This window comes from Micromonospora sp. NPDC049114 (genome assembly GCF_040648635.1).
Taxonomy (GTDB): domain Bacteria; phylum Actinomycetota; class Actinomycetes; order Mycobacteriales; family Micromonosporaceae; genus Micromonospora.
Genome location: NZ_JBEZEA010000002.1, coordinates 133,773 through 153,213, shown reverse-complemented (window position 1 = coordinate 153,213; position 19,441 = coordinate 133,773). Strand labels below are relative to the sequence as shown.

Sequence of the window (19,441 nt, the reverse complement as noted above, 5' to 3'; positions counted from 1 at the left end):
GAAGGAAGGCCCAGTGAGCGCGAGGAGTGAGCCGGTTTTGCGAGCCCCGCAGTCGCGAACGAAAGAGGGCCCAGTGATCACGTACCCGTTCAGCGCGGTGCTCGGCATGGCAGACATGCGGTTGGCGCTGCTGCTCAACGCTGTCTCCCCGGCGATCGGCGGGGTCCTCGTGCGCGGCGAGAAGGGCACCGCCAAGTCCACCGCCGTGCGGGCGCTCGCCGCGCTGCTGCCCCCGGTGCTCCGCGTCGCCGGCTGCCGCTTCGGCTGCGATCCCGCCGATCCCGACCCGGGCTGCCCGGACGGGCCGCACCCGGCCGACGCCACCGCCGAGACCCGTCCGGCCCGTCTCGTGGAGCTGCCGGTCGGCGCCGCCGAGGACCGGGTCGTCGGCTCGCTCGACCTGGAGAAGGCCCTCGGTGCGGGCGTACGCGCCTTCGAACCGGGCCTGCTCGCCGCCGCGCACCGGGGCGTCCTCTACGTCGACGAGGTCAACCTGCTGCACGACCACCTCGTCGACCTGCTGCTCGACGCGGCGGCGATGGGCCGCAGCCACGTCGAGCGCGAGGGTGTGTCGGTCAGCCACGCGGCCCGTTTCCTGCTGGTCGGCACCATGAACCCGGAGGAGGGGGAGCTGCGCCCGCAGCTGCTGGACCGCTTCGGGCTGACCGTCGAGGTGGGTGCCAGCCGCGATCCGGAGGTGCGGGTCGAGGTGGTGCGTCGCCGGCTCGCCGCCGACGCCGACCCGGCGGGCTTCGCCGCCCGGTGGGCCGACGCGGACGCCCAGGTCGCCGCCCAGGTGGCCGCCGCCCGCCGCCGGCTTCCCGGGGTACGCCTTCCGGACGCCGCGCTGCGGCAGATCGCCGAGGTGTGCGCCGCCTTCGACGTGGACGGTATGCGCGCCGACATCGTCACCGCCCGTGCCGCTCTCGCCCACGCCGCCTGGCACGGCCGGGACCGGGTCACCATCGACGACGTACGGGTCGCTGCCCGCCTCGCCCTGCCGCACCGCCGCCGCCGTGATCCGTTCGACACGCCGGGCCTGGATGAGAAGCGCCTCGACGAGGCGTTGCAGCGCGCCCAGGACGCCCACCCCGACGAGCCGGACGACGAGGACGGCCCGCACGACGGTGGCCCCGCCGGACCGCGTCCCGAGGGGCCGGACCCCGACGGCGGTGGCTCCGGCGGGCACGGCGGCCCGGACGACGGCAGCTCCGACAGTCGCGGCCTGGACGGCGGCGACCCGCGGAGCGGTGCCGACGGCGGCGGCAAACCCGTTGACCAGGCTGCATCCGGCGCGGCCGAGCGCGCGAGGGCAGGTGCCGACGCCGGCCCGGACGGACGCGCCGAGTCGCCGAACGGGCGGGACGACGGATGGCCCCCCACCGACGACCCGGGCGGGCGCCGTCGGAGCGCGGGGGCGCAGGTCGGCGACGACGATCCGACCCGGCAGCGGGGCTCCGGTGGGCAGGGTCAGCCGGTGGCCGTACCCCAGGGTGGCCTGCGGGCCCGGTTGCTCACCGCGCCCGGCGTCGGTGACGGCGTGCCCGGGCGGCGGTCGCGCGCCCGCACCGGGCGGGGACGCACCACCGGCGCCCGGGTGCCGGCCGCTCGGGTCGGCGCGCTGCACCTGCCGGCCACGATTCGCGCCGCCGCGCCCCACCAGGCGGCCCGGGGGAGGGTGACCGGCCCGCTGCGACTGCGCCCGGACGACGTGCGGGAGGCGGTCCGGGAGGGGCGGGAGGGCAACCTCGTGCTGTTCGTGGTGGACGCCAGTGGGTCGATGGGCGCCCGGCAGCGGATGACCGCCGTGAAGGACGCGGTCCTCGCCCTGCTCACCGATGCCTACCAGCGGCGGGACAAGGTCGCGGTGATCGCCTTCCGGGGCAGCGGTGCGCGGACGCTGTTGCCGGCCACCTCGTCGGTGCTGGCCGCCTCGACGCGGCTGGCCGAGCTGCCCACCGGTGGTCGGACGCCGCTGGCCGAGGGCCTGCTCGCCGCCGCCGACCTGCTGCGGGTGGAGCGCCTGCGCGACCCGAAGCGCCGCCCCCTGGTCCTCGTGGTGACCGACGGCAGAGCGACCGCCGGGCAGCGTCCCCTGGACCGGACGGCAGGAGCGGCGGCGGTCCTCGCGGCAACGGGCGCCCCCTGCGTCGTCGTGGACTGCGAGTCCGGCCCGGTCCGCCTGAACCTCGCCCGCCGCCTGGCCACCCAGCTCAACGCCCCACTGCAACCCCTGACCACCCTCACCCACCCCCGCGATCTTGCACGTTAGGTGCCGACATGAGGGGACGAGCTACGCAGATGAGCAACCGAAACTGCACGATCGCGCAGACGAGGGAGGACGGCTGATGCCGCAGGGACAGCCGAGCGTGGTGCCCGCTGACGGGTTGACGACCCGGCAGCGACGGCACCGGCCACTGCTGATCGTCCACACCGGACAGATGAAGGGGAAGTCGACGGCCGCCTTCGGGTTGGCGCTGCGGGCGTGGACCGCCGGCCTGCCGGTCGGGGTGTTCCAGTTCGTCAAGAGCGCCAAGTGGCGGGTGGGGGAGGAGAACGCCTTCCGGGCGCTCGGCGAGGTGCACGAGCGTACCGGCCAGGGCGCACCTGTCGCCTGGCACAAGATGGGCGAGGGCTGGTCCTGGATCCAGCGCGGCGGCGAGGCCGACCACGCCGCCGACGCCCTGGAGGGCTGGCGGCAGATCCAGCGCGACCTGGCCGCGCAGCGGTACGGGCTGTACGTGCTGGACGAGTTCACCTACCCGATGAAGTGGGGCTGGGTGGACGTCGACGAGGTGGTCGCCACCCTGACCGACCGCCCCGGCTTCCAGCACGTCGTCATCACCGGCCGGGACGCCGACCCGCGCCTGGTCGCCGCCGCCGACCTGGTGGCCGAGCTGACCAAGGTCAAGCACCCGATGGACGCCGGCCAGAAGGGCCAGAAGGGCATCGAGTGGTGAGCGCTCCCTGGGCGCTGCCCCGAGTGGTGGTCGCCGCGCCGGCCAGCGGCCACGGCAAGACCACTGTCGCCACCGGGCTGCTCGCCGCGCTGCGCCGTCGCGGCCTGACGGTCAGCCCGCACAAGGTCGGCCCGGACTACATCGATCCCGGCTACCACGCCCTCGCCGCCGGGCGGCCCGGCCGCAACCTCGATCCGTTCCTGATCGGGGCCGAGCGGATCGCCGGTCTGCTGCGCCACGGCGCGAGCGTGCCGACGCCCGCCGACATCGCCGTGGTGGAGGGTGTGATGGGCCTGCACGACGGCGCGGTGGGCCGGCGCGACTTCGCCTCCACCGCGCACGTCGCCCGCCTCCTCGACGCGCCGGTGCTGCTGGTGCTGGACACCACCGCGCAGGGCCGCTCGGCAGCCGCGCTGACCCTCGGCATGGCCGCCTTCGATCCGGCCGTGCGCATCGGCGGGGTGATCCTCAACCGGGTCGGCTCGCCCCGGCACGAGACGCTGCTGCGCGACGCGCTCGCCGAGGTGGGCGTACCGGTGCTCGGAGCGGTCACCCGCGCCGCCGAGGTCGCCGCGCCGGCCCGGCACCTCGGGCTGGTCCCGGTGGCCGAGCGGGCTCCCGAGTCCCTCGCGATCGTCACCGCCCTCGCCGAGCTGGTGGAGGCCACCGTGGACCTCGACGCCGTCCTCGACCTGGCCCGCACCGCCGCGCCGCTGACCGCCGCGGCCTGGGACCCGGCCGTCGCCGTCGGCGGTCCGGCCGGCGACGACCGCCCGCTCGTCGCGCTCGCCGGTGGTCCGGCCTTCACCTTCTCGTACGCGGAGACCGCCGAACTGCTCACCGCCGCCGGCGCCGACGTCGTCACCGTCGACCCGCTGCGCGACCAGGCCCTGCCCGCCGGCACCCGCGCGGTCGTGATCGGCGGCGGTTTCCCCGAGGCGTACGCGGAGGCCCTCGCCGGCAACGGCACACTCCGGGCCGAGCTGGCCGATTTCGACGGGCCGATCGTGGCCGAGTGCGCGGGACTGCTCTACCTCGGGCGGGCACTGGACGGCGTACCGATGTGCGGTCGGCTGGACCTCACCGCCCGGATGACCGGCCGGCTCACCCTCGGCTACCGCGAGGCCCGGGCCGTCACCGACTCCCCGGTGGCCCGCGCGGGCGAGTCGGTACGCGGCCACGAGTTCCACCGCACCACCACCGACCCCGCGCACGGCGAGGCGCCGGCGTGGCGCTGGAATGGCACCGACCACGGCTTCGTCGCCGGCCGCGTGCACGCCTCCTACCTGCACACCCACTGGGCCGGCCACCCCGCCGCCGCCCGCCGGCTGGTCGAGGCGTGCCGATGAACGCGCAGCGCGCCGACGCGCGGCCGACCATCGACGCGGGTCCCACCGACGCCACGCTGACCGGCGTCGGCGTCGGACCGGGTGACCCCGAACTGCTCACCGTCAAGGCCGTGCGGACCCTGCGCGAGGCCGACGTGGTCTTCGTACCCGTGATGGCGGACCGGGTCGCGCCGACCGCGACCGGCGGTGCGACGCCGCCGGGCGCGCAGGCCGGGCGGGCCGAGGCGACGGTCCGGGAGTACGTGCCGGCGGACCGGCTGCGTCGGCTGCCGTTCGCCCTCGACGACCGGGGTGGGGTGACCGCCCGCCGGGCGGCGGCCTGGGACGACGCCGCCCGGAGCGTGGTCGACGCCCTCGACGCGGGCGCGCGGTCCGTCGCGTTCGCCACCATCGGCGATCCCAACGTCTACTCCACCTTCGGCTACCTGGCGCAGGGCGTCCGCGCGCTGCGCCCCGCCGTGCGGGTGGCGACAGTGCCCGGCGTGACCGCCATGCAGGAGTTGGCCGCCCGCAGCGGTGTCGCGCTGTGCGAGGGACGCGAACCGCTCACGCTGCTGCCGGCCACCGCCGGTCTGGCGCTGTTCGCCGACGCCCTCGCCGGGCCGGGCACCGTTGTCGCCTACAAGGGCTGGCGGCGGCACCCGGAGCTGCTCGCCGAACTGCGCCGACAGGGCCGCCTCCACGACGCGGTCCTCGGGCGCAACCTCGGCCTGCCCGGCGAACACGTCGGCGCAGTCGACGACACCGCGCACGACCTGCCGTACCTGTCGACGTTGCTGGTGCCCGCCCGCCGCGACCACCGAGGAGGAAAGCTGTGACCAGCAACGGCAAGGTGTGGTTCGTCGGGGCCGGCCCCGGTGCGGCGGACCTGCTGACCCTGCGGGCCGCCCGGGTGATCGCCGCGGCGGACATCGTGATCTGGGCGGCCAGCCTGGTGCACGCCGACGTCCTGCACCACGCCCGCCCCGACGCGGAGATCGTCGACTCGTCGCAGCTACCCATCGAGGGCGTGCTCCCGCTCTACCAGCGCGCCGCCGAGCAGGGGCTGACAGTGGCCCGCATCCACTCCGGCGACCCGGCGCTCTGGGGCGCCGTGCAGGAACAACTGGACCTGTGCCGGACGCTCGACCTCGCCGTCGAGATCGTGCCCGGAGTGTCGTCGTTCACCGCCGTCGCGGCGCTCGTCGGGCGGGAGTTGACAGTGCCCGAGGTCGCCCAGTCGGTGATCCTCACCCGCCTCGAAGGCGGCAAGACCCCGATGCCGCCCGGCGAGCGGGTCCGCGACTTCGCCCGGCACGGCACCACCATGGCGCTGTTCCTCTCCGCCGCCCGCTCCGGTCAGGTGCAGGCCGAGCTGCTGGCCGGCGGCTACCCGGCGGACACCCCGGCCGTCGTGGCGTACCAGGCGACCTGGCCCGACGAGCTGGTCGTGCGCTGCACGGTCGGCACGCTGGAGGCCACTGTCAAGCAGCACAAGCTGTGGAAGCACACGCTCTTTCTGGTCGGGCCGGCGCTGGCCGCCGAGGGCACCCGCTCGCACCTGTACCACCCCGGGCACTTCCACACCTTCCGTCGCGCCGAGCCGGTCGCCCGTGCCGAGCTGCGCCGCCAGTCCGGCGTCCGCGCCGGGGGAACAGGCACACCATGACGTACGCCGAGCCGCCGCTGCGCGAACCGGACCTGCCGCGTACGGCGAAGGTCCGGCCCACCGCGCTGCGGACCGGCTGGACCACCGGCGCGTGCGCGACGGCGGCGGCGAAGGCGGCGGTGACCGCCCTGGTCACCGGCGAGATCCAACCGGACGTGGAGATCGGGCTGCCCGCCGGTCGCCGGGTGCGCTTTCCGGTCGAACGCTGCCAGGTGACCGGCAGCCCACCGGTGCACGCCGAGGCGGTGGTCGTGAAGGACGCCGGTGACGACCCGGACGTCACCCACGGCGCCGAGCTGACCGCCACCGTGGACTGGACCGACGTCCCCGGGCTGCGCCTGGCCGGCGGGCCCGGGGTCGGCACCGTCACCAAGCCGGGCCTCGGCCTCGCGGTCGGTGGTCCGGCCATCAACGACACCCCACGCCGGATGATCGGCGACGCGGTGGCCGAGGTCGTCGACCTCACCGAGGTCGGGGTCCGCGTGGTCATCAGCGTGCCCCGGGGCGAGATCATGGCCCGCAAGACCACCAACCGGCGGCTCGGCATCCTCGGCGGCATCTCGATCCTCGGCACCACCGGGATCGTCCGTCCCTTCTCCACCGCCTCCTGGCGGGCCAGCGTCGTGCAGGCCGTGCACGTGATGGCCGCCCAGGGGGAGCGGACGGTGGTGCTGTGCACCGGCGGGCGTACCGAGCGGGCTGCCCGCGCGCTGCTGCCCGAGCTGCCCGAGGTGTGCTTCGTCGAGGTGGGCGACTTCACCGGCGCGGCCGTCACCGCCGCCGTGGGCGACGCGATGACCGGTGTGGTCTTCGTCGGCATGGCCGGCAAGCTCGCCAAGCTCGCCGCCGGGATCCTGATGACCCACTACACCCGCTCGAAGGTGGACCTGTCGCTGCTCGGCGCGGTGACCGCCGACGCCGGCGGCGATCCCGCACTGGTCGCCGCGGTGACCGAGGCGAACACCGGGCGGCACGCGTACGAGCTGTGGGAGGCCGCCGGGCTGCTCAGCCCGGCCGGGGACCTGCTCTGCCAGCGGGTCGGGCAGGTGCTGCGGCGCTTCGCCGGGCCTACGGTCACCGTGGACGTGGCGATGGTCGACTTCGCCGGCACGCGGGTGGTCGCCTCGTCGGGCCGGTGGCCGCGATGAGCCGGCCGACCGCAGCGCCCTCCGACCGGCCGGCGACCGTGGCCGCTACGGACCCGCCGGTGACCGTGACGTCCCCGGACCCGGTGGTGACCGTGGCGTCCCCGGATCCGCTGGTGACGGTGGTCGGGGTGGACGCGGCCGGTGCGCCACCGCACCCCGCAGTCGTTCCCGCGCTGGCCGTGGCCGGGCTGGTCGTCGGAGCGGCCCGGCACCTGGCCACCGTCTCCGTGCCGCAGGGCGTGGACACCGTCGTCCTCGGGCCGCTCGCCCCGGCCGTACGGCGGCTGAGCGCCGCCGTGGCCGCCGGCGTGCCGGCGGTGGTGCTGGCCAGCGGCGATCCCGGACTGTTCGGCATCGTCCGGCGGCTGCGCGCGGCCGGGCTGCCGCTGCGGGTCGCGCCGGCGGTGTCCAGTGTGGCCACCGCGTTCGCCCGTGCCGGGCTGCCCTGGGACGGCGCAGCCGTGGTCACCGCGCACGGTCGCGACCCGCGACCGGCCCTGAACGCCTGCCGGGCGCTGCCACTGGTCGCGGTGCTCACCGCGCCGGGCGTCGGCGCCGCCGAACTGGGCGCCGGACTGATCGGCTGGCCCCGCCGTCTGGTGGTCGCCGAACACCTCGGCACCGACGCCGAACGCGTCCGGGCGGTGACCCCCGAGCAGGCCGCCGCCGGCGCCTGGTCCGACCCGCACGTCCTGCTCAGCATCGCCGTGCCCGTGCCCGTGCCCGCCGTGCCCGTGCCCGCCGTGCCCGTGCCCGCCGTGCCCGTGCCCGCCGTGCCCGTGCCCGCCGTGCCCGTGCCCGCCGTGTCTGCCGCGCCCGCGACTGCCGTGCCCGCCGCGTCTGCCGGGCCCGTGAACGCCGCGCCGGGCCCGGTCACGCCGGTTGGGATGCGGGTGGACAACCAGCCGGCCGCCGCGCCGGCCGGCGGTTGGGCGCTGCCGGAGGACCGGTACGCCCACCGCGACTCCATGATCACCAAGTCCGAGGTGCGGGCCCTCGTCGTCGCCCGGCTGCGGCCTCGCCTGGGCCGGCTGGTCTGGGACGTCGGCGCGGGCAGCGGCTCGGTCGGCATCGAGTGCGCGCTGCTCGGCGCCGCAGTGCTCGCCGTGGAGCAGGACGTCGCCAGTGCCGCGATGATCCGGGACAACGCCGCCGTGCACGCCGTCGACGTGCGGGTCGTCGTCGGGCGGGCCCCGGCGGCGCTGGCCGGGTTGCCCGAGCCGGACGCGGTCTTCGTCGGCGGTGGCGGCGCCGACGTCCTTGCGGCAGTGGTGGCCCGCCGACCCGAGCGGGTGGTGCTCACCCTGGCCGCGCTGGACCGCGTCGTGCCGGCCGTGGGTCTGCTGCGCGCCGCCGGCTACACGGTCGAGGGCAGCCAGCTCTCCGCCGCCCGCCTCGCCGACCTGCCCGGCGGGTCGATCCGCCTCGCGGCCACCAACCCGGTGGTCGTCCTCACCGGGGAGCGCCCGTGCCCGACCTGACCGTCACCACCCGCGTCGGCCTGGTCGCGGCCACCGCCGCCGGCCGACGACACGCCCACACCGTCGCCGCCGCCTGGCCGCACGCGCGGCTCGTCGAGGGGGAGAGCGTCGCCGACGCGCTGCGGACCGCCTGGGCGCGCTGCGACGCCGTGGTGGCGTTCCTGGCCACCGGCGTGGTGGTGCGCATCCTCGCGTCGCTGCTCGGGGACAAGCGCACCGACCCGGCCGTGGTGGTCGTCGACGAGGCCGCCCGGCACGCGGTGGCGCTGCTCGGCGGCCACGCCGGCGGCGGCAACGACCTCGCGGAAGCCGTCGGCGCGCTGCTGGACGCCCGACCGGTGATCACCACCGCCACCGACGCGGTAGGGCTGCCCGGACTGGACACCCTCGGTTGGCCGGTGCAGGGCGCGGTCGCCGCGGTGTCCCGGGCCATCCTGGACGGCGAACCGGTCCGGCTGATCGCCGACGCCACCTGGCCGCTGCCCGCCCTGCCCCCGAACGTGCGCGTCATCACCCCCGGGGCAGCCTCCGACGACCCGGCCGGCCACCACGACCCGGCCGGCGATGTCGCCGCCCCCGGCGACCCCGCCAACGACGGCCCTGCCAACGACGAAGCGGCCGACGACGACGGGTACCGGGTGCTGGTCACCGACCGGGTGGTGCCGCCCGACGGGCGGACCGCCGTGCTGCGGCCACCGTCGCTGGTCGCCGGGGTGGGCGCGAGTCGGGGCGTACCGGCCGCCGAGGTGGCGGAGCTGCTGCACCGGGTGCTGGCCGAGGCCGGCCTCGACCCGGCGAGCCTGCGCTGCCTGGCCAGCGCCGACGTCAAAGCCGACGAGGCGGGCATCCGCAGCACCGCCGACGCGCTCGGCGTACACCTGGTGACCTGGCCGGCGACGCGGCTGGCGACTGTCGACGTGCCGCATCCCAGCGAGGTGGTCCGCGCCGCGGTCGGCACGCCGAGCGTCGCGGAGGCCGCGGCGCTGCTCGGCCCGGACGGCCGGTCCGACGACGCGACGCTGCTCGTGGGCAAGACCGCGACGGCGATGGCCACCGTCGCGGTGGCGCGGCACGCGCCGCGCGGCCGGCTCGCGGTCGTGGGGCTCGGGCCGGGCGCCGCCGACCTGCGGACCCCCCGCGCGGTCGCGGAGCTGCGCCGCGCGGCGGTGGTGGTCGGCCTGGACCAGTACCTCGACCAGGTGCGGGACGTGCTGCGGCCGGGCACCCGGGTGCTGTCCAGCGGGCTGGGCGCGGAGGAGGCCCGGGCCCGCGCGGCCGTCGCCGAGGCCACCGCCGGCCGGGCGGTCGCGCTGATCGGCTCCGGCGACGCCGGGGTGTACGCGATGGCGAGCCCCGCCCTGGAGTACGCCGACGAGCGGATCGACGTGGTCGGTGTGCCCGGGGTGACCGCCGCGCTCGCCGCCGGGGCGCTGCTCGGGGCGCCGCTCGGCCACGACCACGCCTACGTGAGCCTGTCCGACCTGCACACCCCGTGGGAGGTCATCGAGCGGCGGGTGACCGCCGCCGCCGAGGGCGACTTCGTGACGCTGTTCTACAACCCGCGCAGCCGTGCGCGTGACTGGCAGCTCGGCAAGGCGCTCGGCATCCTCGCCGCACACCGGCCACCGGCCACCCCGGTCGGCGTGGTGCGCAACGCCAGCCGACCCGGCGAGCGGCTGCACCTGGCGACGCTGGCCACGCTCGACCCGGGCATCGTCGACATGTACAGCGTGGTGGTGGTCGGCAACAGCGACACCAGGCTGGTCGCCGGCCGGATGGTCACGCCCCGGGGGTACCGGTGGCGATCGTGACCATCGACGCCTGCCAGGGCTGCGGCGCCTGCCTGCTGACCTGCCCCACGCACGCGATCCGGCCGGTCGCCGGCGGCCTGACGGTACGCGCCGACCGCTGCACCGGCTGCCTGGAGTGCCTGGAGATCTGCCCGGTCGACGCGATCCGCGTGGCCGAGCCCTGGGAAGGAGACCGATGAGCCGGGTGGTGCATCCGATCGAGGTCGAGTCGTACCGCATCCTGCGCGAGCGGGTCGACCTGTCGCACCTGCCGCCGCTGAGCCGGGCGGTGACCGAGCGGGTCGTGCACGCCAGTGCCGACCTCGCGTACGTCGACGAGCTGGTCTGCGACGAGGCCGCCCTGGAGAGGGGGCTGGCCGCGCTGCGCGCCGGCGTGCCGGTGGTCACCGACGTGGCGATGGTCGCCGCCGGCATCACCCGCGCGGGCCTGGAGCTGGTCTGTCCGGTCGCCGAGCCGGCCGCCGCCGAACTGGGCCGCGCGGCCGGCATCACCCGTTCGGCGGCGGCCGTGCGGATCGCGCGGGACCGGGTCGGCCCCGGCGCGGTGTGGGTGGTCGGCTGCGCACCCACCGCGCTCGTCGAACTGCTCACTCTGGACGCCGCGCCCGCGCTTGTCGTCGGCCTGCCGGTCGGCTTCGTGGGCGCAGCCGAGTCGAAGGCGGCGTTGCGGGCCAGCGGCCTGCCCGGGGTGTCCAACGTGGGCGAGAAGGGTGGCTCGGCGGTCGCCGCCGCCGCCCTCAACGCCCTGCTCTACATCGAGGAGAAGTCATGACCGGTCTGGTCATCGTCGGGCACGGCACGCGCAGCGCTGCCGGGGTCGACCAGTTCGCCGCGCTCGTCGAGCGGGTCCGCCGTCGCGGTGCCGTCGCGGACGTCGAGGGCGGCTTCATCGAGCTGTCCCGCCCGCCGCTGACCGACGCGGTCGGCGCGCTCGTCGCCCGCGGGCACCGGGCCCTCGTCGCGTTGCCGCTGGTGCTCACCGCCGCCGGGCACGGCAAGGGCGACATTCCCGCCGCCATGGGACGCGAGCAGCAGCGCCACCCCGGGCTGACCTACCGCTACGGACGCCCGCTCGGCCCGCACCCGCTGCTGCACACCGCCCTCGAAGAGCGCATCGACGCGGCGCTGGCGGGTGTCGACCGGGCCGGTACGTGGGTGGCGTTGATCGGGCGGGGGTCCACCGACCCGGACGCCAACGCCGAGGTGGCCAAGGTCGCCCGGCTGCTCTGGGAGGGACGCGGCTACGCGGGTGTCGAGCCGGGCTTCATCTCCCTGGCGCAGCCGTCGGTGCCGGAGGTGCTGGACCGGTTGCGCCGGCTCGGCGCGCGGCGGATCGTCGTCGCGCCGTACTTCCTGTTCGCCGGCGTGCTGCCCGACCGGATCGTCGCCCAGTCGGCGGAGTTCGCCGCCGCCCACCCCGACCTGGACGTCCGGGTGGCCGAGGTGATCGGCGACTGTGCCGCCCTCGCGGAGCTGGTGCTCGAACGCCACGCCGAGGCGCTGGGCGGGGACATCCGGATGAACTGCGACACCTGCGCGTACCGGGTGTCGATGCCCGGCTTCGCGGACAAGGTGGGTCGCCCGCAACGCCCGCACGACCACCCCGACGACCCGGTCGGCCACCACCATCACCACGGCCACGACGGGCACGACCACCACGACCACGGTTCGGTCGCCGTCGTCGGCGGCGGGCCGGGGCCCGACGACCTGATCACGGTACGCGCACAGGCCCTGCTCGACGCCGCGGACGTCGTCGTTGTCGACCGGCTCGCCCCGCAGGGGTTGCTCGCCGGGCTGCGCCCCGACGTCCTGGTCATCGACGCCGCGAAGGTGCCCCGCGGCCCCTCGATGGCCCAGGACGCGATCAACGCGGCCCTGGTGTCGCACGCCCGCGCCGGCCGTCGGGTGGTACGCCTCAAGGGCGGCGACCCGTACGTCTTCGGACGCGGCCACGAGGAGGTGCTGGCCTGCCGGGCGGCCGGTGTGCCGGTGACGGTGGTCCCGGGGGTCAGCAGCGCCCTCGCCGCGCCGGCCCTCGCCGGCGTGCCGGTCACGCACCGGGGCGTGGCGCACGACGTCACAGTGGTCTCCGGGCATCTGCCGCCCGGGCATCCCGACTCGCTCGTCGACTGGGCCGCGTTGGCCCGTGCCCGGGGCACCGTCGTGCTGCTGATGGCCGTGGACACCATCGCCAAGATCGCTGCGGTGCTTGTCGAGCATGGTCGCCCCCCGGAGACCCCGGTGCTCGCCGTGCAGGACGCGGGGCTGCCCGGCCAGCGGTCGGTGCCCGCCCGGTTGGACGAGATCGGCGCGGTCGCCGCCGCCGAGGGCATCGGCCCGCCCGCCGTCTTCGTGCTCGGCCCGGTGGTCGGCGTCGCCGCCACCGGGCCGAGCGCCTGACGGCTACTCGCTGCGGGCGGTCTCCGGCCCGGTGACGCGTTCCAGCAGCGGCATCGTGGAGGCGATGACGCCGAGGCAGGCGACCAGCCCGACGACGACGATCACGTAGAAGCCCGGCTGCGGAGCGACGAGCGTGTAGCCCATCTGCGCCCGCAGGAACAGGTGCGCGGCGAGCAGACCCATGCCGATGGCGACGGCGGCGACGGCCAGCATCGGTACGGCGCTCTCCAGCGCCACCACCCGACGCAGGACCCGCACCGGAGCGCCGCTGAGGCGCAGCAGGCTGAACGGACGGCGGCGTTCGGTAAGGCCACCGATGACGCTTACCGCGAGGCTGCACCCGCCGAGCGCCAGGCTGGCGATGATGATGACGTTGGCCAGTTGTTCCCAGCCGCGCAGTGTGTCGGCGAAGTCCGACTCGAAGTCGCCGGGCACGTTCGGCCCCACCCAGAAGGTCGGGAAGGCGACCTCCAGCACGGTGCGGACGCGTTCGATGGCCGCAGCCGAGCCGTCCGTGCCCACGACGACCGAGCTCACCGGCAGCCGCTGGAGCTCGTCGAGCGTGATCGACGCCGCGCGCCACTCCGTTGTGGACGACGCCGACTCCTCCCAACGGCTCAGACCCGTCGGCACCTCGATGACGACAGCGCCCTGGGCGCACCTGCCGTACGCGCTCGGCAGGTCGGCGCAGGCGATCACCCCGCCCTCGCCGCCGGTGTTGACGTCCGGGGCCTCCCGGATGGCGGTCACGGACCGCACGCCGGTGATCGCGTGCAGTTCGGCGAAGAGCGTGTCGGGCACCGACGTCGTCTTCTCGTCGAAGACTGTGGTGACAGTGCCCGCGTCGGTCGAGCCGATCGGGGCCGGGCCACGTTCGTCGACGATCGTGGTGATCACGCCGACGGCGACACTGGTCACGAAGAGCGCGAGCATGATGCCGCTGATCGCCCGGAAGCCGGCCTTGGGGTTGTCGGCGAGGCGTCGCGCGGCGATGAGCGTGGCCGGACGGTTGGCGTACCGGGCCATGACCCGGGCGCCCACCATCGTCAACCACGGGCCGGCGAAGACGAGACCGGCCATGATGAGAAGCAGGCCGGGCAGGAAGATCGCGGTCTGACCGTCGGACGTCTCGGGCCGGTATCCGAGGGCGAACACCAGCACGGCGACGCCGAGCAGCATCGGGATCAGCCGGTACGCGCGCGGCGCGCGGGGGGTGACCCGCCGGGTGACGCCCAGCGGCGAGATCCGGACCTTGCGGAGCGAGATCTGGGCGGCCAGCGCCGCGCCGGCCGGGACGCCGAGCGCCACGAGCAGTATGTTCAGCAGGCCCAGGGACATGTCGCCGGGGAAGAACGGCATGCCGGTGAACGGGATACCCGCGAGCGGCTCGCGGAAGGCGTAGAACAGGCCGAAGCCGACGGCGGTGCCGGCGACGGCGGCGGTCGCCGCCTCCACCGCGGCGACCGTCGAGATCTGCCGGGGTGTCGCGCCGACCAGGCGCATCGCGGCGAAACGCTGCTCCCGGCGGGCGGCGCTGAGCCGGGTGGCGGTGCCGATGAAGATCAGCACCGGGAAGAGCAGCCCGCCGGCGATCACGCCCAGGATCAGGTTTACCGTGGTCTCGGGGAGGGCGGGCTTGTCATCGATGGTGTCGACCTGCCGGGAGTTGGGCAGCTTGCCCACGCTGTCCGGCGTGCCGCCCACGATGGCGAGCAGCGTGTCCGGTGAGGTCAACCCGGACGGTCCGACAGTGCCGAGGTCCCGTCCCGGGTACCGGTCGGCCAGCTGGTCGGCCGGCTGTGCCGCGAACAGCTTCCGCAGCGCCGGCGAGACGTAGAACTCACCGGGGCCCGGGGCGGCCGGGATGCCGGCCGGGATCGGCGCGCTCGGCCCGGTGGCGGCGACGTCGATCCGGAGGATCGGCTTGCCGTGGAAGAAGTCGTCCCTGGTCGACCACCACAGTGGATCGGCTGCGCCGGCGGTGGAGGCCTGGGGATAGATCGACGCGTACCGGGTGAGCTGGGCGTCGACCGCGTTGACCCCGGCCAGGGTGGTCAGCAGCAGCCCGCTGCCGATCGCGACGGCGGCGGCGATGACGAGCAGGCGGGTGAGTGCCTCCCGGCCGCCGGCCAGGGCGAGGCGGAGCCCGAAGCGGATCATGAGGCGATCCGGTCCGGCGCGTTGACGCGCCCGTCGCGGACCATGACCTCGCGGTCGGCGTACGCGGCGATCCTGGCCTCGTGGGTCACCAGGATGACAGTGGTGCCCTGCTCGCGGGCCGCGCTGACCAGCAGGTCCATGACGTGCTCGCCGGTGAGCGAGTCGAGCGCGCCGGTCGGCTCGTCGGCGAAGAGCACCTGCGGCTCGGCGACCAGGCCCCGGGCCAGGGCGACGCGTTGCGCCTGCCCGCCGGAGAGCTCGCCCGAGCGGCGCTGCTCCAGGCCGTCGAGGCCGAGGCGCGCGAACCAGGCGCTCGCCCTGGGCAGTGCCTGCTTGCGGTGTACGCCGTTGAGCAGTAGCGGCAGCGCGACGTTCTCCACAGCGGTCAGCTCGGGGACGAGCTGGCCGAACTGGAACACGAAGCCGAACCGGTCGCGGCGCAGGCTGCTGCGTTGGGTCTCGGGCATGGCGTCGACCCGGGCACCGTCGAACAGGACCTCGCCGGAGCTGGGCACGAGGATGCCGGCGAGGCAGTGCAGCAGGGTGGACTTGCCCGAGCCGCTGGGCCCCATGACAGCGAGGATCTCGCCGGCCTCCACGGCGACGCTCGCGCCGCGCAGGGCGGGTGTCTGGCCGAAGGAGAACGTCACGTCGCGTGCTTCGAGCACCACGCTCATGGTCGTACCTCTTTCCGCAGGGCGTCCAGGCGGGCGCCGGTCATCTCGATCCATCGGAGGTCCGCCTCCAGGTGGTACAGGCCGTGGTCGGCGAGCAGCGCGTCGACCAGGTTGCCGGCGCGCTTGATCTCGGTCAGCTCGCGCATCCGGTGCAGGTGCGCGCTGCGCTGGGTGTCGAGGTATTCGGCGGCGGGACGGTCGAGCATCAGCGCGAGCACGACCTTCGCGAACAGCACCGTCTGCAGGTGCGGCTCCGGGTCGACCGGCTGGGTGAGCCACTGCTCGACCTCGGTCGCGCCGACATCGGTGATGACGTAGCGCTTGCGGTCGGGGCCGGAGCCGGGCGCGACGTCGCTGATCACCACCTTTCCGTCGCGGGCCAGGCGGCTGAGGGTGGAGTAGACCTGGCCGAACGGCAGCGGCTTGCCCCGGCCGAAGAACGCGTCGTAGTCGCGCTTCAGGTCGTAGCCGTGGCTGGGCTCTCGTTCGAGGAGGCCGAGAAGGGTCAGTGGCACGCTCATGCCCAGGAGACTACACCGGGGGTATACCTCGCGTATATACCCTCGGAGTATTCGCGGTGGGTCCCCTGTTCCGGGAAGGACTTTCCGAAGGTCAGCCCAGCAGGGCGCGGGCCAGGGCGTAGCCGACGGCGGCCGCGGACAGCCCGGCGGCGACGCTGCCCAGCACGTTGGCCAGGGCGAGGAACCGGTCGCCGCGCCGGGCCAGCCGCAGGGTCTCGTAGCTGAAGGTGGAGTAGGTGGTCAGGGCGCCGCAGAACCCGGTGCCGAGCAGCGCGCCGACCGCGGGGTCGACAGGCCACCCGACCAGGGCACCGAGCAGCAGCGACCCGGCCACGTTGACGCTGAACGTGCCCCACGGGAACGCCGAGGCGTGGCGGGACTGCACGGCCCGGTCGGTGAGGTAGCGCAGCGGTGCGCCGACCGCCGCGCCCAGGGCGATGAGCAGCACGGTCATCGGACCGCCCCGCGCCGCAGCAGTCCGGTGGTGACGGCGTCGCCCAGCCCGACCGCGACGAGAGCCCCGAGCACCGTCGCGGCCAGGTACGCCAGCGCGACGCCGGGTGCGCCCGCCACGAGGGCCTGCTGGACGTCCACCGCGTACGTGGAGAACGTGGTGAAGCCGCCGAGCACCCCGACACCGAGGAACGGGCGGGCCAGCGGGTGCCCGCCGCCGAGGTGCCCGAGCACCGCCATCAGCACGCCGATCAGCAGGCAGCCGGACACGTTGACGCCGAACGTCGCCCACCCGAAAGCGGTGGGCGCGTGCGGGACTAGGTGTTGCAGGCCGGCCCGGCCCAGCGCGCCGAGCACCCCGCCGGCCGCGATCGTGGCGAGAACCGTCGCGGGTCGCGCGCCGAGTTCCCGGCGGTCGGCGGTGACCCGCAGGTCGACGTCGGGGTCGGTACGCGGTTCGAGCGGCTCTGACACGGGTCCTTCCTACCAGCACGAACGCCGCGACGGCTGGTCAGCGTACCGCCGCGACGGCGGCGTCCGTTCCGCCGCGCCACACCGTGCCGACCTCGCTGAACCCGGCCTCGGTGAGCGCCGCCAGATGCCAGGAGACCGGCGGGTTCCACTCCGGGCTGTGCCCGGTCGGGTAGATGGCGTGTCGCTGGGCGACCAGCGGTGCGAGCGTCGGGTCGGCGGCGGCCCGCTCCCACCAGTCGGACCAGGACAGCACCGAACCGGCGGCGTAGCGGGCGTCGCGCCGGCCCCGCGCCCGGTCCAGCAGCCGTTTGGTCAGCTCCGGCAGGGTGTCGTCGGGCATGTGGTCGGCGTTGACGAAGATCCCGCCCGGTCGCAGCACGTCGCGCAGGTCGGCGTAGAGCGCGCGGAGCCGGTCGGCCGGCAGCCAGTGCAGGGCGGTGGCGGTGAGGACGGCGTCGTACTCCTGATGGGGGAGCGTCTCGCGCCAGTCGGGTGTGGTGAGGTCGGCGGTGACGATCGTGGCCCGCCCGGCCAGCGAGGCGCCGGCGATGGCGAGCAGCGCCGGGTCGAGGTCCACCAGCGTCACCTCGGCGTCCGGGAAGCGCGCCAGCGTTCGCAGCGAGATGGTGCCGGTGCCGCCGGCCAGGTCGAGCAGGCGCGGACGGCGGCCGTCGACTACCGCGTCGACCGCGTCGAGCATGGCGGCGAGGCGGTGTTCCCGATCCGGTAGGTAGGCCTCCTGCTGACGGTCCCAGCTCTCCTGCCAGGCCGACGGATCCATGATGTAAGGACTCATGATGGTCAGGCTAGTTACTCGAACGGGCCCGGTCCAGACCTTGTTGCACATCTTTTGCAATTGCAGGATGATGGCGGGGCGATGATCGGAGTGACGCCGGGTCGGGCATCCCGCCCGACCCGGCGCCCCTCACCTCGCGCCCTTGGCCGACGGCCGGCGTACGGTACCCGCAGCCCGCACCGGGACCGTCGCGCAAGGAGGCAGGCGATGCAGGACCGCACCCCTCGTCCGCACGAGCTGGAGCCGATCGAGCGTGCCGACATCGACGAGCTGCGCGAACTGCAACGCGAACGGCTGCGCTGGTCGCTGCGGCACGCGTACGACCACGTGCCGCACTACCGCCGGGCGTTCGACGCCGCCGGCGTGCACCCCGACGACTGCCGCGACCTCGCCGACCTGGCCCGCTTCCCGTTCACCGGCAAGGCGGAACTGCGCGACAACTACCCGTTCGGCATGTTCGCCGTACCCCGGGAGCGGGTCGCCCGACTGCACGCCTCCTCCGGCACCACCGGCCGGCCCACCGTCGTCGGCTACACCCGCGACGACCTGCGGACCTGGGCCCGGCTGATGGCCCGGTCCATCCGCGCCTCCGGCGGCCGTCCCGGCGACCGGGTGCACGTCGCGTACGGCTACGGGCTCTTCACCGGCGGCCTGGGCGCGCACTACGGGGCCGAGGAACTCGGCTGCACGGTCATCCCGGTCTCGGGCGGCATGACCGAACGGCAGGTGCTGCTGATCCGCGACTTCGAACCCGAGGTCATCATGGTCACGCCCAGCTACATGCTCGCCATCGTCGACGAGATGCAGCGCCAGGGCATCGACCCCCGCGCCACCTCGCTGCGGGTCGGCATCTTCGGCGCGGAGCCGTGGACCGAGGACATGCGCCGCGAGATGGAACAGCGGTTGGACATCCACGCGGTCGACATCTACGGGCTCTCCGAGGTGATGGGCCCCGGCGTGGCCACCGAGTGCGTCGAGACCAAGGACGGCCTGCACCTCTGGGAGGACCACTTCTACCCGGAGATCATCGACCCGGTCACCGGGGCGGTGCTGCCCGACGGCGAGCGGGGCGAGCTGGTGCTCACCTCGCTCACCAAGGAGGCGATGCCTGTGGTGCGCTACCGCACCCGGGACCTCACCCGGCTGCTCCCCGGCACCGCGCGGCCGATGCGCCGGATCGAGAAGATCACCGGCCGAACGGACGACATGATGATCGTGCGCGGCGTGAACGTGTTCCCCACGCAGATCGAGGAGCTGATCCTGCGTACGCCGCAGCTGTCGCCGCACTTCCAGTGCGTCCTGGACCGGCGGGGCCGGCTGGACACCCTCACCGTACGGGTGGAGCGGCGCGTCGGGGTCGCCGCGGACGCCGCCGAGCGGGCCGGCGCGACGCTCGTCGAGCTGGTGAAGAACACCATCGGGGTGAGCGTCGCGGTGGCCGTGCTCGCCCCGGACTCGGTGGAACGGTCCATGGGCAAGATGCGCCGCATCGTCGACCAGCGCGACCGAGGCTGACCACCATCCGCCGAGGTGCGGTCAACGGGGCAACGCGCCCAGCGGCGT

The 19,441-nt window shown here is 75.0% G+C and carries 17 protein-coding genes and 1 pseudogene; 12 read left to right on the top strand and 6 right to left on the bottom strand.

The features are described 5' to 3' along the window. Positions 1–106: 106 nt before the first annotated feature. The 11 genes and pseudogenes from AB0B39_RS08365 to cobA all read left to right on the top strand — a co-directional run bounded on the left by AB0B39_RS08365 (position 107) and on the right by cobA (position 12,797). A complete protein-coding gene (locus tag AB0B39_RS08365) occupies positions 107–2,272 on the top strand; it encodes a VWA domain-containing protein (RefSeq protein ID WP_357574368.1) in 2,166 nt (721 codons plus the stop codon). 76 nt (positions 2,273–2,348) lie between these two features. Further along, positions 2,349–2,960, top strand: a complete 612-nt coding sequence (cobO, locus tag AB0B39_RS08360) for a cob(I)yrinic acid a,c-diamide adenosyltransferase (RefSeq protein WP_357497039.1) — start codon at positions 2,349–2,351, stop codon at positions 2,958–2,960. Next, entirely contained in the window at positions 2,954–4,309 is a 1,356-nt protein-coding gene (locus AB0B39_RS08355) for a cobyrinate a,c-diamide synthase (protein ID WP_357573858.1), read from the top strand. The genes cobO and AB0B39_RS08355 overlap by 7 nt, the downstream gene beginning before the upstream one ends. Then, on the top strand, positions 4,306–5,127 hold the full coding sequence (gene cobI / locus AB0B39_RS08350; RefSeq protein WP_357573857.1) for a precorrin-2 C(20)-methyltransferase: 822 nt from the start codon (positions 4,306–4,308) through the stop codon (positions 5,125–5,127). Before AB0B39_RS08355 ends, cobI begins: the two co-directional genes overlap by 4 nt. Further along, the gene (gene cobM, locus AB0B39_RS08345; RefSeq protein WP_357497033.1) at positions 5,124–5,957 is read left to right on the top strand and encodes a precorrin-4 C(11)-methyltransferase; all 834 of its coding nucleotides are present in this window, start codon (positions 5,124–5,126) and stop codon (positions 5,955–5,957) included. Before cobI ends, cobM begins: the two co-directional genes overlap by 4 nt. Beyond that, entirely contained in the window at positions 5,954–7,105 is a 1,152-nt protein-coding gene (locus AB0B39_RS08340) for a cobalt-precorrin-5B (C(1))-methyltransferase (protein ID WP_357573856.1), read from the top strand. Before cobM ends, AB0B39_RS08340 begins: the two co-directional genes overlap by 4 nt. Positions 7,106–7,215: 110 nt before the next feature. Further along, positions 7,216–8,586, top strand: a pseudogene (cbiE, locus tag AB0B39_RS08335) (precorrin-6y C5,15-methyltransferase (decarboxylating) subunit CbiE); the annotation flags it as partial. Further along, a complete protein-coding gene (gene cobJ / locus AB0B39_RS08330; protein ID WP_357573855.1) occupies positions 8,574–10,397 on the top strand; it encodes a precorrin-3B C(17)-methyltransferase in 1,824 nt (607 codons plus the stop codon). The pseudogene cbiE and the gene cobJ, both read left to right, overlap by 13 nt. Then, on the top strand, positions 10,385–10,576 hold the full coding sequence (locus tag AB0B39_RS08325) for a 4Fe-4S binding protein (RefSeq protein ID WP_357497027.1): 192 nt from the start codon (positions 10,385–10,387) through the stop codon (positions 10,574–10,576). Before cobJ ends, AB0B39_RS08325 begins: the two co-directional genes overlap by 13 nt. Beyond that, a complete protein-coding gene (locus tag AB0B39_RS08320) occupies positions 10,573–11,169 on the top strand; it encodes a precorrin-8X methylmutase (RefSeq protein ID WP_357573854.1) in 597 nt (198 codons plus the stop codon). Before AB0B39_RS08325 ends, AB0B39_RS08320 begins: the two co-directional genes overlap by 4 nt. Further along, on the top strand, positions 11,166–12,797 hold the full coding sequence (cobA, locus tag AB0B39_RS08315; RefSeq protein ID WP_357573853.1) for a uroporphyrinogen-III C-methyltransferase: 1,632 nt from the start codon (positions 11,166–11,168) through the stop codon (positions 12,795–12,797). The genes AB0B39_RS08320 and cobA overlap by 4 nt, the downstream gene beginning before the upstream one ends. Positions 12,798–12,800: 3 nt before the next feature. On the opposite strand, the gene AB0B39_RS08310 is transcribed toward cobA, so the two are convergent. From AB0B39_RS08310 to AB0B39_RS08285, 6 genes are all read right to left on the bottom strand, one after another. Continuing rightward, positions 12,801–14,957 carry an FtsX-like permease family protein gene (locus AB0B39_RS08310; RefSeq protein ID WP_357573852.1) on the bottom strand — a complete coding sequence of 719 codons (2,157 nt, stop codon included), beginning with the start codon at positions 14,955–14,957 and terminating at the stop codon, positions 12,801–12,803. Further along, positions 14,954–15,634 (bottom strand): ABC transporter ATP-binding protein, encoded by a 681-nt coding sequence (locus AB0B39_RS08305; protein WP_357497019.1) that lies wholly within the window; start codon positions 15,632–15,634, stop codon positions 14,954–14,956. Before AB0B39_RS08305 ends, AB0B39_RS08310 begins: the two co-directional genes overlap by 4 nt. Continuing rightward, a complete protein-coding gene (locus tag AB0B39_RS08300) occupies positions 15,631–16,155 on the bottom strand; it encodes a PadR family transcriptional regulator (protein WP_234590435.1) in 525 nt (174 codons plus the stop codon). The genes AB0B39_RS08305 and AB0B39_RS08300 overlap by 4 nt, the downstream gene beginning before the upstream one ends. Positions 16,156–16,246: 91 nt before the next feature. Further along, on the bottom strand, positions 16,247–16,609 hold the full coding sequence (crcB, locus tag AB0B39_RS08295) for a fluoride efflux transporter CrcB (protein WP_234590438.1): 363 nt from the start codon (positions 16,607–16,609) through the stop codon (positions 16,247–16,249). Next, positions 16,606–17,082, bottom strand: a complete 477-nt coding sequence (locus AB0B39_RS08290) for a CrcB family protein (RefSeq protein ID WP_234590440.1) — start codon at positions 17,080–17,082, stop codon at positions 16,606–16,608. Before AB0B39_RS08290 ends, crcB begins: the two co-directional genes overlap by 4 nt. A gap of 37 nt (positions 17,083–17,119) precedes the next feature. Beyond that, a complete protein-coding gene (locus AB0B39_RS08285) occupies positions 17,120–17,878 on the bottom strand; it encodes a class I SAM-dependent methyltransferase (RefSeq protein WP_357573851.1) in 759 nt (252 codons plus the stop codon). A gap of 207 nt (positions 17,879–18,085) precedes the next feature. Between AB0B39_RS08285 and paaK the strand changes: the two genes are divergently transcribed. Further along, positions 18,086–19,393, top strand: a complete 1,308-nt coding sequence (paaK, locus tag AB0B39_RS08280; protein WP_357497014.1) for a phenylacetate--CoA ligase PaaK — start codon at positions 18,086–18,088, stop codon at positions 19,391–19,393. Positions 19,394–19,441 lie beyond the last annotated feature (48 nt).

Bases quoted from the DNA above. Each gene is read 5' to 3' on its own strand.
- cobI (WP_357573857.1), top strand. From the start codon at position 4,306: ATGAACGCGCAGCGCGCCGACGCGCGGCCGACCATCGACGCGGGTCCC.
- AB0B39_RS08300 (WP_234590435.1), bottom strand. From the start codon at position 16,155: ATGAGCGTGCCACTGACCCTTCTCGGCCTCCTCGAACGAGAGCCCAGC.
- AB0B39_RS08285 (WP_357573851.1), bottom strand. From the start codon at position 17,878: ATGAGTCCTTACATCATGGATCCGTCGGCCTGGCAGGAGAGCTGGGAC.
- AB0B39_RS08365 (WP_357574368.1), top strand. From the start codon at position 107: ATGGCAGACATGCGGTTGGCGCTGCTGCTCAACGCTGTCTCCCCGGCG.
- paaK (WP_357497014.1), top strand. From the start codon at position 18,086: ATGCAGGACCGCACCCCTCGTCCGCACGAGCTGGAGCCGATCGAGCGT.
- cobO (WP_357497039.1), top strand. From the start codon at position 2,349: ATGCCGCAGGGACAGCCGAGCGTGGTGCCCGCTGACGGGTTGACGACC.
- crcB (WP_234590438.1), bottom strand. From the start codon at position 16,609: ATGACCGTGCTGCTCATCGCCCTGGGCGCGGCGGTCGGCGCACCGCTG.
- cobA (WP_357573853.1), top strand. From the start codon at position 11,166: ATGACCGGTCTGGTCATCGTCGGGCACGGCACGCGCAGCGCTGCCGGG.
- AB0B39_RS08310 (WP_357573852.1), bottom strand. From the start codon at position 14,957: ATGATCCGCTTCGGGCTCCGCCTCGCCCTGGCCGGCGGCCGGGAGGCA.
- AB0B39_RS08305 (WP_357497019.1), bottom strand. From the start codon at position 15,634: ATGAGCGTGGTGCTCGAAGCACGCGACGTGACGTTCTCCTTCGGCCAG.
- AB0B39_RS08320 (WP_357573854.1), top strand. From the start codon at position 10,573: ATGAGCCGGGTGGTGCATCCGATCGAGGTCGAGTCGTACCGCATCCTG.
- AB0B39_RS08340 (WP_357573856.1), top strand. From the start codon at position 5,954: ATGACGTACGCCGAGCCGCCGCTGCGCGAACCGGACCTGCCGCGTACG.